The 14,708-nt window shown below is 72.3% G+C and carries 13 protein-coding genes; 5 read left to right on the top strand and 8 right to left on the bottom strand.

Going from position 1 to position 14,708, the window contains the following annotated elements; all coding sequences use genetic code 11:
• Positions 1-156: 156 nt before the first annotated feature.
• The 5 genes from dapF to miaB form a co-directional block, all read right to left on the bottom strand.
• A complete protein-coding gene (gene dapF / locus FRANEAN1_RS06065) occupies positions 157-1,050 on the bottom strand; it encodes a diaminopimelate epimerase (protein WP_041255563.1) in 894 nt (297 codons plus the stop codon).
• 26 nt (positions 1,051-1,076) lie between these two features.
• Positions 1,077-2,126 (bottom strand): EAL domain-containing protein, encoded by a 1,050-nt coding sequence (locus FRANEAN1_RS06060; RefSeq protein WP_041253737.1) that lies wholly within the window; start codon positions 2,124-2,126, stop codon positions 1,077-1,079.
• Between the two features lie 101 nt (positions 2,127-2,227).
• Positions 2,228-3,184: a tRNA (adenosine(37)-N6)-dimethylallyltransferase MiaA gene (gene miaA / locus FRANEAN1_RS06055; protein ID WP_020458857.1), complete on the bottom strand. Its 957-nt coding sequence runs from the start codon at positions 3,182-3,184 to the stop codon at positions 2,228-2,230.
• A complete protein-coding gene (locus FRANEAN1_RS06050; protein WP_020458856.1) occupies positions 3,181-3,966 on the bottom strand; it encodes a hypothetical protein in 786 nt (261 codons plus the stop codon). Before FRANEAN1_RS06050 ends, miaA begins: the two co-directional genes overlap by 4 nt.
• Positions 3,963-5,447: a tRNA (N6-isopentenyl adenosine(37)-C2)-methylthiotransferase MiaB gene (gene miaB, locus FRANEAN1_RS06045; protein ID WP_020458855.1), complete on the bottom strand. Its 1,485-nt coding sequence runs from the start codon at positions 5,445-5,447 to the stop codon at positions 3,963-3,965. Before miaB ends, FRANEAN1_RS06050 begins: the two co-directional genes overlap by 4 nt.
• Before the next feature lie 511 nt (positions 5,448-5,958).
• Between miaB and FRANEAN1_RS06040 the strand changes: the two genes are divergently transcribed.
• The 5 genes from FRANEAN1_RS06040 (at position 5,959) to FRANEAN1_RS06020 (ending at position 9,574) form a co-directional block, all read left to right on the top strand.
• Positions 5,959-6,693, top strand: coding sequence for an amino acid ABC transporter ATP-binding protein (locus FRANEAN1_RS06040; RefSeq protein ID WP_020458854.1), 735 nt, complete (start codon positions 5,959-5,961; stop codon positions 6,691-6,693).
• A gap of 34 nt (positions 6,694-6,727) precedes the next feature.
• Positions 6,728-6,979 carry a hypothetical protein gene (locus FRANEAN1_RS06035; protein WP_041253736.1) on the top strand — a complete coding sequence of 84 codons (252 nt, stop codon included), beginning with the start codon at positions 6,728-6,730 and terminating at the stop codon, positions 6,977-6,979.
• The gene (locus FRANEAN1_RS06030) at positions 6,957-7,928 is read left to right on the top strand and encodes a glutamate ABC transporter substrate-binding protein (RefSeq protein ID WP_020458853.1); all 972 of its coding nucleotides are present in this window, start codon (positions 6,957-6,959) and stop codon (positions 7,926-7,928) included. The genes FRANEAN1_RS06035 and FRANEAN1_RS06030 overlap by 23 nt, the downstream gene beginning before the upstream one ends.
• 69 nt (positions 7,929-7,997) lie before the next feature.
• Positions 7,998-8,705: an amino acid ABC transporter permease gene (locus FRANEAN1_RS06025; RefSeq protein WP_020458852.1), complete on the top strand. Its 708-nt coding sequence runs from the start codon at positions 7,998-8,000 to the stop codon at positions 8,703-8,705.
• Positions 8,702-9,574, top strand: coding sequence for an amino acid ABC transporter permease (locus FRANEAN1_RS06020; protein WP_020458851.1), 873 nt, complete (start codon positions 8,702-8,704; stop codon positions 9,572-9,574). The genes FRANEAN1_RS06025 and FRANEAN1_RS06020 overlap by 4 nt, the downstream gene beginning before the upstream one ends.
• Before the next feature lie 24 nt (positions 9,575-9,598).
• Here FRANEAN1_RS06020 and rny read toward each other — a convergent pair whose 3' ends face one another.
• The 3 genes from rny to recA all read right to left on the bottom strand — a co-directional run bounded on the left by rny (position 9,599) and on the right by recA (position 14,362).
• Complete coding sequence (gene rny, locus FRANEAN1_RS43055) at positions 9,599-12,277, bottom strand: ribonuclease Y (RefSeq protein WP_347176994.1); 2,679 nt, start codon at positions 12,275-12,277, stop codon at positions 9,599-9,601.
• 385 nt (positions 12,278-12,662) lie between these two features.
• Positions 12,663-13,262 (bottom strand): recombination regulator RecX, encoded by a 600-nt coding sequence (gene recX / locus FRANEAN1_RS06010; RefSeq protein ID WP_020458849.1) that lies wholly within the window; start codon positions 13,260-13,262, stop codon positions 12,663-12,665.
• A 56-nt stretch (positions 13,263-13,318) separates the two neighbouring features.
• Positions 13,319-14,362, bottom strand: coding sequence for a recombinase RecA (recA, locus tag FRANEAN1_RS06005; RefSeq protein WP_020458848.1), 1,044 nt, complete (start codon positions 14,360-14,362; stop codon positions 13,319-13,321).
• Positions 14,363-14,708: the final 346 nt, after the last annotated feature.

The following is a 14,708-nucleotide window of genomic DNA, read 5'->3' as shown; positions in this document are numbered from 1 at the left end:
TTTACCGGACGGCGCCCGCCACCGGACGACATCGGCGGACCTGAGGCGGGCACCCGGCCCGACGCTCGGGCGCACCCACGCGCTACGGGTCCCCGAGGGAGATCGAGGGACTTCGCCCTGCCTGCCCCGGCCGCGCTCAACCTGCCTCGGCCGCGCTCAGCCGGCCCCGACAGCGCTCGGACGCCGCTCGCCCGCGGGAGCCGCCGGGCCGAAGCCACCCGCCGCGCGCAGCCAGTCGGGACGAAGGACACCGTCCGACACCAGCACGGCCGGGCCACTGAGCAGGACGGTCGACTCCCGCCAGCCGACAGTCAGCCGCCCGCCGGGGAGGTCGACCTCGACCTCTGCGGGCGGCCCATCGCCATTGCGGGCCGCCCAGGCCACAGCGACGGCACACGCGCCGGTGCCGCAGGACGCGGTCTCACCGACGCCCCGCTCGAAGACCCGCATGGCGACCCCGTCCGGAGCCGGGACGACGACCTCGACATTCACGCCCTCGGGGAAGGCGGCGGCCGGGTAGGCCGGCGCGCGCAGGTCCAGGCGCGCCAGGCCGGCCGGGTCGAGGTCGTCGGCGAAGCAGACCGCGTGCGGGTTCCCCATCGAGACCGGCACGGCGGCGAACTCCCGCCCGGCGACCGTGACCGGCACCGGGCCGGCGGCCAGCTCGGGCGGTCCCATCTCGACGGTGACGTCGCCGCCCGCAGGCACCTCGACCGCCCGCAGGCCGGCCCGGGTGGCGATGACGAGACGGCCGGGCGCGGCGTAACCCGCGTCGACGAGATAGCGGGCGAACACCCGGATCCCGTTGCCGCACATCTCGGCGATCGACCCGTCGGCGTTGCGATAGTCCATGAACCAGCGGGCGGCCGCGCTGTCGCCGGCGGCGGGCTCGGCCGCGGTCAACACGACCCGCAGCACCCCGTCGGCGCCAATGCCGGTGCCTCGGTGGCACAGCGCCCGCACCAGCTCGGGGCTGAGATCGAGCTCGCCGTCAGCATCCGGCAGGATGAGGAAGTCGTTACCCGTTCCGTGTCCCTTGACGAAGCGCACGCCGCGATCGTACGGCCGCGGCGAGCTCACCCCGCGGCAGCCGCCCGCGAACGGTCCCCTCGCCCCGAACCACCCGGATACGCGGTATCTCCTGACTGCGCGGTACCTCCCGAACGCGTCGGCTGGGCGGTGGGCCGGCCCGGCTGGGTCGCGACGCGCGGTTGGCCGGGGTGACCCGCGTGACCGGAGTGACCCGCCGGGTCGTGGCGCGGCCCGGGCTGGCTCGCCGACCGGAAGCCGGTCTCGGCCCGGGTCTCAGCGGACGGCTTGTACCACCTGTCCGGCCGGCCGCGGCCGAGCGCGATCATGCGGGCGTCCTCCACCGGTACCGGCGGGCAGAAGAGCGGCCCGGACACCCGGTCGCAGTCCAGCCTGCCGACCCGGTCCGCCAGCACCGCGGTGTCGACGTCCTCGGCGACGACGACCATGCGCCGCCGATGCGCCACGCCCACCAGGGAGGCGAAGGCAGCCTCGCCCTCCATGTCGCGGATCGTCGCCCGCAGGAACTGCCCGTCGATCCGCACCAGGTCCAGCGGGAGCACGTCGAGGGTGGACAACGAGCCGTACCACGTGCCGAACGCGTCGACGCCCACCGCGACGCCGAGGTCCCGCAGCCGCGCCAGCAGGCGGGGCAGCGCGGGCGGCGCGAACGCCAGCGTGTCCTCGGTGAACTGCAGGCCGACGGCGCCCGCCGGCAGCGACCGCCCCAGCACCAGCCGCTCCACCTCGGCGAGGAACTCCGGGCGGGCGAGATGACGGCCGTCGATGCGCACCCACAGCCGCGGCGGGCGGACGGAGGTCCCCACGGCCATCCGGTGCCAGGTCCGCGCCTCCGTGACCGCCATCCGCAGCACCCACTGGTGTACCTGGCCGACCAGCCCGGCGGCCTCGGCGACGCGCATGAAGGCCGCCGGGCCGAGCAGCCCGAACTCGGCGTGCGCCCAGCGGGGCCGCGCCTGCATCCCCGGGACGGAGCCGTTACGAAGGTCGACGTCCGGCTGGTAGTGCAGGCGTAGCGAACCGTCGTCGAACGAGGCGTACAGCGCGGGAACCAGGGCAAGGTCGAGCGCGGTCACGTCGAACTCTCCAGACGCCGGGATGGGCCGGGACCCGGGCCGACGGGTCGGGCGAAGGTCCCGCGGCGCTGGGCCGGCCACACGTCAGAGCGAACCCGATATCAGAGCGAACCCACCAGACGTCGTACCTCGGCGAGCGCCGCGGCGACATCCGGAAATTCCAGCCAGGATATCCGCGGATCACGCCGGAACCAGGATCTTTGCCGACGAGCGAAGCGCCTGGTGGCCGTTGTTGTGGCCTGTTTGGCCGCGTCCATGGAGTCCATTGCTCCGTCGAGGACGGCCAGGACCTGCGCGTATCCGAGGGCACGCGAGGCGGTCCGCCCGTCGCGCAGCCCCGCCTCCGCGAGCGCCGCGACCTCGTCGACGAAGCCCGCGCGCCACATCAGCTCCACCCGGTCGGCGATCCGCGTGTCCAGGTCCGGGCGGTCCACGCCGACCTGAACGACGTCATAAATCGATCGATATTCGGGCAAAGTGGCCTCGAATGTGCCGGTGAGCTCGACGACCTCGAGCGCCCGCACGATCCGCCGCCCGTTGCCGGGCAGGATCGCCGCGGCGGCGGTCGGCGCCAGCCCCGTCAGCCGTTCGTGCAGCGGCCCCGGCCCGACCTCGGCGAGCTCGCGCTCGAGCCGGGCGCGGACGGCCGGGTCGGTGCCGGGAAATGACAAATCGTCCAGAACCGCCCGCACGTACAGGCCAGATCCGCCGACCAGGATCGGCACCCGGCCGGCGGCGAGCAGGCCGTTGACGACCCGCCGGGCGTCGGCCTGGTAGCTGGCGACGTCCGCGGCGCGGGTGATCTCCCAGACGTCCAGCAGATGGTGGGGCACGCCGCGGCGCTCGACCATCGGGATCTTCGCCGTGCCGATGTCCATGCCCCGGTAGAGCTGCATCGAGTCGGCGTTGACGATCTCCCCACCGAGCTCGAGGGCGATCTCGACCGCCAGGTCGCTCTTACCGGCGCCGGTCGGGCCGACGACCGCGATGACCGGCCCGGCCTGATCGGCTCGGGTGGCACCGTTGGTCAGGCCGGCGCCGTCACGGGACGCGGTCACCGGCCGCTCTGCGCGGTGGCCCGCTTCTCCTGCCGGTCGACCCGGGTGCCGTCCGCGCGCTCCCATCCGACGACCAGGTAGCCGACCCCGAACGGGGCGTCGTCGTAGCGGACCAGGCTCGTCCAGGAGCGGGCCGGGTCGCCCGACGTCGCGCGGCGCAGCGCGCCGGCGAGGACCTGCCAGGACGCCCGGCCCGGCGCCAGTAGGTCGGCCGCGAGCGCGGGATCGAGGGCGAGCAGCGCCGTGACGTCCAGCGTGGCGAGCGCGGCGGAGACCGAGGCGTCGTGCGCGGCGGCCCGCGGGTCCAGGCTGCCGGGGGCCTTCACCGTCCGCCGGGCGCTCCCGTCGCCCATGATCAGCAGGGCGAGCCGGGACCCGTCCGCCTCCGCGGTGGCCACGAGGTCGGCGCCGATCGCCGCGGCCGCCGCCGGCCCGGTCGCCGCCGGCACCCCGCGGGCCGAGCACCGCCCGGCCCAGCCCGCCTCACGCAGCAGCCAGGCTCCGATGGTGAGCGACAGCGGGAGCACGGCCGGACCCGTGCCCGACGCGCCGAGCGAGAAGCTCAGGTCGACCCCGAACCCGGCCAGCGAGCCGACGGCCGACCCGGCGTAGTGGGCGTCCGCGGCATCGTCGCCGACGACCACGATGTGGTCCGGGGCGAGGGCGCACAGCCGGGCGACGGCCGCGCCGGCATGGTCGCGGACCTCGACCGGGTCCACCCCGGCGACCTGCGGGACCAGCAGCGGCGGATGCGGGCAGACAGCCGCGGCGACCAGGGTCACCGCGCGGCGGGGGCGCTCGGGCGCAGCTGCGGCATCCCCAGAGAGACCGCGGGGCGGTCCGGGCGCGGGGTGTCGCCGGCGATGGCGCGGCCGGCGGCCCAGGCATCACCGGCGCGGGTCCGGCGGTGGGTGAGCAGCGGGCCGTCCGCCGTCAGGTGGTGCGGCGCGCCCCTGGTCACCACGGTCTCCACGACGTCACCCGGCCGGACGAGCCCCTCCTGCGCATGCGGCCCGGTCACCAGCAGGTGGACGAGGCGGCCGTCGCGGGCGCGTCCGGAGAGGCGGCCGGTGGCGGAGTCCTTGCGCCCCTCCCCCTCTGCCACGACGATCTCGACCCGGCGCCCGACCTGCGCCCGGTTCTCCGCCCACGACATCTCGTCCTGCAGGCTCGCGAGCCGCCCGTAGCGCTCGGAGACCACCGCGGGATCGACCGCGCCGTCCATCTCGGCCGCGGGCGTGCCGGGACGCGGGGAGTACTTGAAGGTGAACGCCCCGGCGAAACGCGCGGTACGGACGACGTCCAGGGTGTCGGCGAAGTCGGCCTCGGTCTCACCCGGGAATCCGACGATGATGTCGGTGGTGATCGCGGCGTCCGGCATGGCCGCGCGGACCCGCTCGACGATGCCGAGGAAACGCTCCCGGCGGTAGCTGCGCCGCATCCGGCGCAGCACCACGTCCGACCCCGACTGCAGCGGCATGTGCAGCTGTGGGCACACGTTCGGCGTCTGCGCCATCGCCTCGATGACGTCGTCGGTGAAATCACGCGGATGCGGTGAGGTGAAACGGACCCGCTCCAGCCCCTCGACCCGCCCGCACGCGCGCAGCAGCTTCGCGAACGCGCCCGGGTCACCCAGTGAGCGCCCGTAGGAGTTCACGTTCTGGCCGAGCAGCGTTATCTCCAGCGCGCCCTCGGCGACCAGCGCCTCCACCTCGGCGAGCACGTCGCCGGGACGCCGGTCGCGCTCACCGCCGCGCAGGCTCGGCACGATGCAGAAGGTGCAGGTGTTGTCGCAGCCCACACTGATGCTGACCCACGCCGAGTGATGGCTGGCCCGGCGGGCCGGCAGGCTGCTCGGGAAGACCTCGAGCGCCTCGGCGATCTCCACCTGGGCGGCGGAGTTGTGCCGGGCCCGCTCGAGCAGCACCGGCAGCCGATGGATGTTGTGGGTGCCGAACACGACGTCGACCCAGGGCGCGCGATCCAGGATCACCGACCGGTCCTTCTGCGCGAGGCAGCCACCCACCGCGATCTGCATCGCCGGGTTGCTCTTCTTCGCCGGGTACAGATGACCGAGGTTTCCGTACAACCGGTTGTCGGCGTTCTCACGGACAGCGCAGGTGTTGAACACGACGACGTCGGCGTCGGACCCCTCCGGGGCCGGAACGTAGCCGGCGGACTCGAGAAGGCCGGCGAGCCGTTCGGAGTCGTGCACGTTCATCTGACAGCCGAACGTCCGGACCTGATAGCTACGGCCGCTCACCCACCCAGCCTACGGCCCGCACCCGGACACCGTTCGACACGCCGGGATCGACTCCTTCGAACCTTGACCTTCACGTTAAGCGCAGGGACCGGCGCGGCACGTGCGCTCGCGGCAGGCTCGGCAGGCAGGGCCCGGGGGCACGAGTCGAGCCGGCGGGCCGACCGGGCCAGGCGGGCCGACCGGGCCGGCGCCCGACTGGACCGATGAGGCCGACCAGCACCCGCCGTGCCCACACACGCCCGTGTGCTTCACCCCGGAACGTGCCGGACGTGTCGGGACCGCCACCGGGTGCGCCGCGCCCGTGGTACATCCTGTTCCTGACAGGTAAAACCACCGAGCGGACACCGCCATTGCGGATGATCGGGGCGTAGCATTCGAAAATGTTCACGACCATGATGCGATGGCCGGAACCCGTTCAGGCCCGTCCGTCCCGCAGTTCCGGTCGATCGCGTGTCTCCGTTGGCGCCGCGCCCATCCGCCTCCCGTCGACCACAAGAACCGGGAGGGTGGCATGCCGCTGGTGACCTTGGAAGGCGTCAGCAAGTCCTTCGGGAAGAACCGTGTCCTGAATGACATCAACCTGACGGTCGAGGCCGGCGAGGTCGTGTGCGTCATCGGCCCCTCCGGTTCGGGCAAGTCGACGCTGTGTCGGTGCGTCAACCGCCTGGAGACCATCGACGAGGGCCGCATCACCTTCGACGGCCGGCCGCTGCCCGACGAGGGCCGGGAGCTGGCCCGCATGCGCGCCCAGGTCGGCATGGTGTTCCAGTCGTTCAACCTGTTCGCGCACCGCACGATCCTGGACAACATCACGCTCGGCCCGCGCAGGGTGAACGGTGTCAGGCGCGCCGAGGCCGAGGAGAAAGCCCGGGCGCTGCTGGAACGCGTCGGCATCGCGGACAAGGCCGACCGGCTCCCGCGCCAGCTCTCCGGCGGCCAGCAGCAGCGGGCGGCCATCGCCCGGGCGCTGGCGATGGAGCCGAAGCTGATGCTCTTCGACGAGCCGACGTCGGCGCTCGACCCGGAGATGATCCAGGAGGTCCTGGACGTCATGCGGTCGCTGGCCGCGTCCGGCATGACGATGATCGTGGTGACGCACGAGATGGGCTTCGCCCGCTCGGCGGCCGACCGCGTGGTGTTCATGGCCGACGGCCGGCTGCTCGAGGTGGCCCCACCGAAGACCTTTTTCGCCGCCCCGGCAAGTGAACGCGCCGCCGACTTCCTGGCGAAGGTCCTCACTCATTGATCCAGCGGAAACGAGCCCGCCACCGAGACCTGTCGTGACCCGGAGCCGACCCAGCTGGTTCGCGATCGGATTACGCCGGGCCGACCAGCTGCACCGGGCGCCGACCGGCTACACCGGGATGATCGGTGGCCCTGTCGCGGAGCCGACCCTCATCGACCGCATCCACTGGAATCGTGGGACCGAACACCCCTACGGCGGTGCGGTCAGCAGCCGCAGAAAGCGCTATCTGAATCCCGACGTCGAACTTCTGGAAAGGATCGCCCATGCGCATGTCGCTCATCCGTAGCAAACGGCGAACGGCCCCCACGGACGCCATCGACTCCACCACCCGCGCGGCCTCGGGCTCCCGCCCGCGGCGGCCGCTGCGCAGCGCGGCCCTGCTGCTCGCCGCGGCACTGGCCGGCTCGCTCGCGCTGTCCGCCTGCGGCGACGACGACAGCTCCGACGAGCCGGCCGCCGCCACCGCCACCACGTTCCCGGCGGGGAGCACGATGGCCAAGCTCCAGTCGGCGGGCACGATCACCGTTGGCACGAAGTTCGACCAGCCGCTGTTCGGCCTGAAGAACCTGCGCGGCGAGCCCGAGGGCTTCGACGTCGAGATCGCCAGGATCATCACCGACGCGCTGGGGATCCCCGCGGACAAGGTCAAGTTCGTCGAGACGGTCTCGGCCAACCGCGAGCCGTTCATCGAGCAGCACCGCGTGGACCTGGTGGTGGCCACCTACACCATCAACGACAAGCGCAAGCAGGTCGTCGACTTCGCCGGCCCGTACTACGTGGCCGGTCAGACGCTGATGGTGCGGGCCGGCGAGACCGCCATCACCGGGAAGGACACGCTCGCGGGCAAGAAGGTCTGCTCGGTGAGCGGCTCCACCCCGGCTGAGCGCATCCGCACACAGGCACCGGACGCCGAGCTGACCCTGTTCGACGTCTACAGCAAGTGCGCCGAGGCGCTCAAGGCCGGCCAGGTGGACGCGGTCACGACCGACAACGCGATTCTGCTCGGCCTGATGGACTCCGACCCGGGCGCCTTCAAGCTGGTCGGCGAGCCGTTCAGCACGGAGCCCTACGGCATCGGCATCGCCAAGGGCGATGACGAGTTCCGCACGTTCATCAACGACACGCTCGAGGCGGCCTACACCGACGGCCGGTACGAGACGGCCTACAAGGACACTATCGGCAAGGTCGAGCCGGACATGCCCACGCCTCCCGCGGTGGACCGCTACACCTCCTGATCCTCCTGCACCTCCGTACTTTCTGACCCTCGGCGCCGGGTGTCCCGGCCGTCCACCGCGACCGCACGGATGGCCGGGCGCCCGGAGCAACGTTCCGAACACCGAGCTGACTACGGGTGGTCTCACATCGACGCCGTCCTCGACAACCTCGACATTTTCCGCGAGGGATTCGTCCAGACGCTTCGGCTGAGCCTGTTCGCGGCCGTGTCCGCGCTGATCCTCGGCACCGGCCTCGCGGCCATGCGGGTCAGCCCGGTTCCGCCGCTGCGCTGGGCGGGGACGGCCTACGTGGAGACCGTTCGTAACACGCCACTCACCATCGTGTTCTTCTTCGTGGTCTTCGTACTCCCGCAGGTCGACATCGTCTTCAGCTACTTCACGTTCGCCGTCATGGCGTTGACGATCTACCACACCGCGCTCGTCTGCGAGGCCGTGCGATCCGGGGTGAACGGCGTCGACGCGGGCCAGGCGGAGGCCGCGCGGGCGCTGGGCCTGACCTTCTCGCAGACGCTGCGGCTCGTCGTGTTGCCCCAGGCGTTCCGCAACGTGGTCCAGCCGCTGGGCAGCGTCGGCAGCGCGCTGATCCGCAACACCTCCATCGCCGCCGCGTTCGGCGTCCAGGAGCTGACCGGGATCAGTCAGCGGCTGACCACCGCGAACCCCGGCGACGTCATCGCCGTCCTGCTCGCCGGCATCGTCTGCTACCTGGTGCTGACGCTGTCCCTGGCCTGGGCGGTCGGCCTCACCGAACGACGGCTGACGAGGACCCCGCGATGAGCATCGTGCTGTCGGATCCCCCCGGCCCGCGTGGCCGGCGTCGCATCCTGATCGCGAGCGTGGTCGCGGTGGCCGCGCTGGCGGCGCTCGTCGTCCTCGCCGTGCTGCGCCTGTCGGACAAGGGCCAGCTCGACGGCGAGGTGTGGAGCGTCTTCTTCGACGAACCCGACCTGCGGACGCTGCTGTGGGAGGGCCTGCTCGACACGCTGCGCGCCGCCGCGACCGGCATGGTGCTTGCCGTCGCCGTCGGAACGGCGCTCGCGTTCGCGCGCCAGTCGAACCGCAGGCTGGTCAGCATCCCGGCCACGGCGGTCGTGGAGATGCTGCGCGGCCTGCCGCTGCTGATGCTGATCTTCTTCGCCTACCTTGGCCTGCCGCAGCTCGGCATCAACCTCTCGGCGTTCTGGGCGCTCGTGATCGGCCTGACCGCCTACAACGGGGCGGTGCTCAGCGAGATCTTCCGCGCGGGCATCCAGTCCATCGACAAGGGCCAGACGGAGGCCGCGGCGGCGCTCGGGCTGCGCGGCACCCAGATCTTCACCCTGATCCAGTTCCCGCAGGCCGTGCGCCGGATGAGCCCGACACTGGTCAGCCAGCTCGTCACGCTGCTGAAGGACACCTCGCTGGGCTTCGTCATCGGATACACCGAGCTGCTGCGGCAGGGCCGGTCAGCGGTCGAGTTCCTGGGCGGCCGCTACGCCCTGCCCGTGTACACCGTCCTGGCCGTCATGTACATCATCGTGAATTTCTCGCTGTCGCTGACCGCGCGCTGGCTCGAGCGGCGCCAGGCCCGCCGCCTCGGCAGCTCCGCGCCCATCCTGCTGGACGCCGCCGACACCGCCGGCCCCGTCGCGGCCGGCAGGAGCTGACCCAGGACGCCCGCCCGCCAGCGGCTAGCGGGCCATGCCGACGGCGCGGGTCTCGCGGACCACGGTGACCCGGATCTGGCCCGGGTAGGTGAGCTCGTCCTCGATCTGCTTGGCGACGTCCCGGGCGAGCAGGTGGGCGGCCACGTCGTCGACCAGCTCGGGTACGACCATCACCCGCACCTCGCGGCCGGCCTGCATGGCGAAGACCTTCTCGACCCCGGGGCGCTCGGCGGCGATCTGCTCGATGCGCTCGAGGCGCTTGACGTAGGACTCGAGGCTGTCCCGGCGTGCCCCGGGGCGCCCGCCGGAGATCTGGTCCGCGGCCTGGGTCAGCACGGCCCCGATGGAGCGCGGCTCGACCTCGTTGTGATGCGCCTCGATGGCGTGGACGACGTCCTCGTGCTCGCCGTAGCGGCGGGCGATCTCCGCACCCACGATCGCGTGGGAGCCCTCCACCTCGTGCGTCAACGCCTTGCCGAGGTCGTGCAGGAGCGTGCCGCGCTTCGCGATCGCCGGGGGCAGCCGCAGCTCGGCCGCCATGATCCCGGCCAGGTGGGCGCTCTCGACGAGGTGCGCGAGCACGTTCTGCCCGTAGCTGGTGCGGTAGCGCAGCCGGCCCAGCAGGTTGATCAGTTCGGGATGCATCTCGGCGATGCCGACGTCGATCAGGGCGTCCTCACCGGCGCGGACGCACTTCGCCGCGACCTCGCGTTCGGCCCGGGCGTACTCCTCCTCGATCCGGTGCGGGTGGATGCGGCCGTCGGACACCAGCGCCGTCAGCGTGATCCGCCCCATCTCCCGGCGCACGGGATCGAAGCAGCTCAGCAGCACCGCCTCCGGGGTGTCGTCGATGAGCACGTTGACGCCGGTCACGGACTCGAACGCGCGGATGTTGCGACCCTCGCGCCCGATGATGCGGCCCTTCATCTCGTCGCTGGGCAGGTGCAGCACCGACACCACGGACTCGGCGGTCTGGTCCGAGGCGACCCGCTGGATGGCCAGGGTGACGATCCGGCGCGCCCGGTCCTCGGCCTCCTCCTCGGCTCGGGCCTCGATGTCACGCACCCGGACGGCGGCGTCCAGCCTGGCCTGGTCCTCGACCACCTTGACCAGCTCGGTGCGGGCCTCCGCGGACGTCAGGCCCGCCACCCGCTCCAGCTCCCGCCGCCGGGCCTCCTCCAGCTCGCCGAGATCGGACTCACGGCTGTCCAGCCCGGCCTCGCGGACGGCCAGCTCGGCCTCGCGGGTCTCCAGCCGGCGCAGCCGCTCCTCCACGCTGGCAGCCTGGTCGGTGACCCGCTGCTCGCGCTGGGTGAGCCGGCTGTCCCAGCCGCGCAGCTCGGTCCGCTGGGTGCGCAGATCCTCGTCGAGCTCGGCGCGGATCTGCTCGCGCTCCGCGTGGATCGCGTCGCGGGCGGCCGCCTCCGCCCTCGACGCCCGCAGCTCCGCGTCCGCGACCGCCCGTTCCCGGATCGCCTCGGCGGCCTCCTCCGCGTGCCGGCGGATCTGCTCGGCCTCCCGCCGTACCCGCTCCGTCTGCTCCGCGGCGTCCTGCTCGGCCCGGCGCCGGATCCGCTCGACCTCCTCCTCAACGTCACGCGCCTCCCGGCGAAGGTCCGCGACCATGGACGAGATCTGCGCGAGCTCGACCCGGGCGGCCCCGACCGCGGCGGCGCCGGCCGACCCGGGATCAGCACCGGCGCTCGCAGGCTCCCGCCTCGCGCCGTCGCCCCCGGCACCCACAGACCCGGCACCGGCGATCCCGGCACCGGCCGCACCGGCACCAGTGGTCCCGGCGCCAGCAATCGCGGCACCAGTAGTCCCGGCCGCGGTCCCGACGCCTGTCGTCCCGGCAGCGGGAGCGCTTGTTTCGGGCTCGGGTATGTCGGCCGCGGGGCCGTCGGTGCCCGAGGCCGTGCCCTCCGGAGCCGGTGAGGCCGAGCCCAGGTCCGCGGATCGGCCGGACGCCGTCGGCGCGGACGGCAGGGTCGGTACCTTCGGCGCGGTCGCGGTGCCGGCCGGCGTTGGGTCGGCGCTGGCCTGTTCGCCGGACCCGGCCTGGCCCGAACCCGCGGATGCGGCCCTCCCCGACTCGGGAGTCCTGGGACCGCCGCGCTCGGACCCAGTCTGTTCGGAACCGGCCTGTTTTGAACCAATCTGTGCCGAGCCGGACTGCTCCGGGCCGGCCGGTTCGGAACTGGTCGGCCCGGACTCAGCTCCTCCAGCACCAGCCAGCCCGGTTCCAGCCAGCCCGGTTCCAGGCAACTCAGTGCCAGCCCGCCCGGCTCCACCCGGCCCGGAACCGACCGGCCCGGAACCGCCCAGCTCCGAACCGGTCACGGTGGAGCGCTCCGGCCCGGATGCGCCCGAGGCCGGGCTGATCGATCTGGGACCCGCGGGACCTGCCGTGGCCGGAGCCTCGACGGCCGGATCCGGAACGCCCTCCGATGCGGGCACGACGGGATCCGTGTCTCTGTGCGATACCGGGGAATCCGGCGGGCTCGGCGAGGCCGGCCTCGCGTCTCCCCCAGGGCGGCCGACCGGCGACGAGTCGCCGTCGCGGGGAGACCGAACCTCGGTGACGGTGTCGGCACGCGCTCTCACGCCCAGCCCACCGGCCCGTACCAGGCGCAGCAGAACCAGTGTCAGCCCGATGACCGCGAGGAGAAGCAGCACAAGAAGCGTGATGAGGGCGGCACCCACGGTTGCTCCTCCCGCCTCCGTCTGCACCTGTCAGGACAGGCGTGAGCGGCGCGGGACCGGACCAGGCACTGGACGAGCACATGCATCGACGGATCCCTGAAAAACAGGCCGCGAGCAGCACGCACGGGCAGAAAGCCGTGGCAGTGGTGGCACGCGACGCCCGAGTTCCGCAGGAACGCTCGCCCTGATGTGAAGTTGTGCCAGCTATCTGGACCGCATACGCGCGGTAGTCCTCGCACCTTTGTGAAAGGGTAGATCTGCCGCTTTCATGCGGTCAAGGAAAACATCGGCGAGCCCCGGGCCCCGAGCCCCGAGCCCCGCCGACCAGAGCCGCCGCCCTTTCGGCGGCGCCCCTGCCCTGGGCCCGGATCCGGCGCGTCTGGTGCTAGTCCAGGCTGTGTGCGTCGCCGTCCTCGTCCGGCACCGCGGCCGTGACCACCCGGCGCGCGAGATCAAGATCGTAACCCTTTCGCGTGAGCAACGCGACGAGGCGGCGGATCCGCACCGGAGCGGGCAGGCCGTCCATCGCGCGCAGGCGGCGGGTGACCAGGGCGCGAGCGGTCTCCTCCTCGTCCTCGGCGCCCACTGCCGCCAGGGCGGTCTCCGAGGCCTCAGGCGCCACGCCCCGGCGCCGCAGCTCGGTCGCCAGTGCCCGGCGGCCCAGGCCCCGACCCGCCCGAGCCGAGGAGACGAACGCGGTCGCGAACGCCTCGTCGTCGATCAGGCCGACCTCCACCAGACGGTCGAGGACCTGCTCCGCCACATCGTCCGCGACGCCGCGCCGCCGCAGCACGGTGGCGAGCTCGGCCCGGCTGCGCGACCGCGCCGCAAGCTGGCGCAGGCAGATCTCCCGCGCGGCGGCGACGGCATCACCCTCGGCGCCCGCGGCGCCCGCGGATCGGGCCGCCCGCGCCTGCCGGGCCGCCGATGTGTCCATGCCGCCCGGCCCGTCGGACTCCTCACCGGCCGCGGGCCAGCCCGTCATGGTCCCCCATGGCTCAGCCGCCGGGAACGGCTCCTGCCGGGACGCCGCTCGCCCGGTCAGAGGTCCACCGGAACCGGGGCGGGAGCGTCGGCGTCAGCGTCCAGCGTCGGGGAGAGGCCGAGCTTCTCCTTGATCCGCTTTTCGATCTCGTTGGCCAGATCCGGGTTATCGCGGAGGAATGACCGTGCATTTTCCTTGCCCTGGCCGAGCTGGTCACCGTCATAGGTGTACCAGGCACCGGACTTGCGGATGATGCCGTGCTCGACGCCCATATCGATCAGGGAGCCCTCGCGGCTGATACCGCCGCCGTAGACGATGTCGAACTCGGCTGTCCGGAACGGCGGGGCCATCTTGTTCTTGACCACCTTGACCCTGGTCCGGTTACCGACCGCCTCGGTGCCGTCCTTCAGCGTCTCGATGCGGCGTACGTCGAGCCGGACGGAGGCGTAGAACTTCAACGCCTTTCCACCGGTGGTGGTCTCCGGAGAGCCGAACATGACGCCGACCTTCTCGCGGAGCTGGTTGATGAAGATGGCGGTGGTGCCGGAGTTCGCGAGCGCCCCGGTGATCTTCCGCAGTGCCTGCGACATCAGGCGGGCCTGCAGACCCACGTGGCTGTCGCCCATCTCCCCCTCGATCTCGGCCCGCGGTACCAGCGCCGCGACCGAGTCGATGACGATGACGTCCAGCGCGCCGGAACGGATCAGCATGTCGGCGATCTCCAGCGCCTGCTCCCCCGTGTCGGGCTGGGAGACGAGCAGCGCGTCGGTGTCGACGCCGAGCTTCCCCGCATACTCCGGATCAAGTGCGTGCTCGGCGTCGATGAAGGCCGCAATACCTCCGGCTGCCTGCGCGTTCGCCACCGCGTGCAACGCGACCGTGGTTTTTCCGGACGACTCCGGCCCATAGATCTCGACGACGCGCCCGCGAGGGAGGCCCCCGATACCGAGCGCGACATCCAGGGCGATGGATCCGGTCGGGATGGCCTGGATCGGCGGGCGGGTGTCGTCACCCAGCCGCATGACCGAGCCCTTGCCGAACTGCTTGTCGATCTGCGCAAGAGCGTTCTCCAACGCCTTGTCGCGGTCGGGTCCTGCCATTGGAGTTACTCCTGGCTGAGGTCGTCGAGTCTTGGCCACGATCCGACGCTAGGGGGTGGGTCCGACAGTTTCGATAGCCGGGTGGCCTCTGTGGACAACTGAGCGCATGTGGACAACACTAGCCGAACATCCGTTCGAAGCCACAGCAACACACCGGTGCCCACCCGAACGGGTGGTTCCGGCACGCCCCGCGCATACCCCTGACACCACGGGTGGCCGCTCGGCGCCGCGCCGCGCCGTCCGGCGCCGAACGTCGCCGCCCGAACGAGCCGGTCGACGACCGAGCCGGTCGACGACCGAGCCGGCCACCGACGACCTGCCGACGACCTGCCACCGCCAACCTGGC

It is taken from the genome of Parafrankia sp. EAN1pec (genome assembly GCF_000018005.1).
Classification (GTDB): Bacteria; Actinomycetota; Actinomycetes; order Frankiales; family Frankiaceae; genus Parafrankia; species Parafrankia soli.
The sequence above is the reverse complement of the archived record's forward strand: the minus strand, read 5'-3'. Positions and strand labels throughout refer to the sequence as shown.

What these genes read in the sequence shown, in the direction of transcription:
- FRANEAN1_RS06025 (WP_020458852.1), top strand. Translation starts at nt 7,998, where the DNA reads ATGGCCGGGCGCCCGGAGCAACGTTCCGAACACCGAGCTGACTACGGG.
- FRANEAN1_RS06020 (WP_020458851.1), top strand. Translation starts at nt 8,702, where the DNA reads ATGAGCATCGTGCTGTCGGATCCCCCCGGCCCGCGTGGCCGGCGTCGC.
- FRANEAN1_RS06030 (WP_020458853.1), top strand. Translation starts at nt 6,957, where the DNA reads ATGCGCATGTCGCTCATCCGTAGCAAACGGCGAACGGCCCCCACGGAC.
- FRANEAN1_RS06040 (WP_020458854.1), top strand. Translation starts at nt 5,959, where the DNA reads ATGCCGCTGGTGACCTTGGAAGGCGTCAGCAAGTCCTTCGGGAAGAAC.
- recA (WP_020458848.1), bottom strand. Translation starts at nt 14,362, where the DNA reads ATGGCAGGACCCGACCGCGACAAGGCGTTGGAGAACGCTCTTGCGCAG.
- recX (WP_020458849.1), bottom strand. Translation starts at nt 13,262, where the DNA reads ATGACGGGCTGGCCCGCGGCCGGTGAGGAGTCCGACGGGCCGGGCGGC.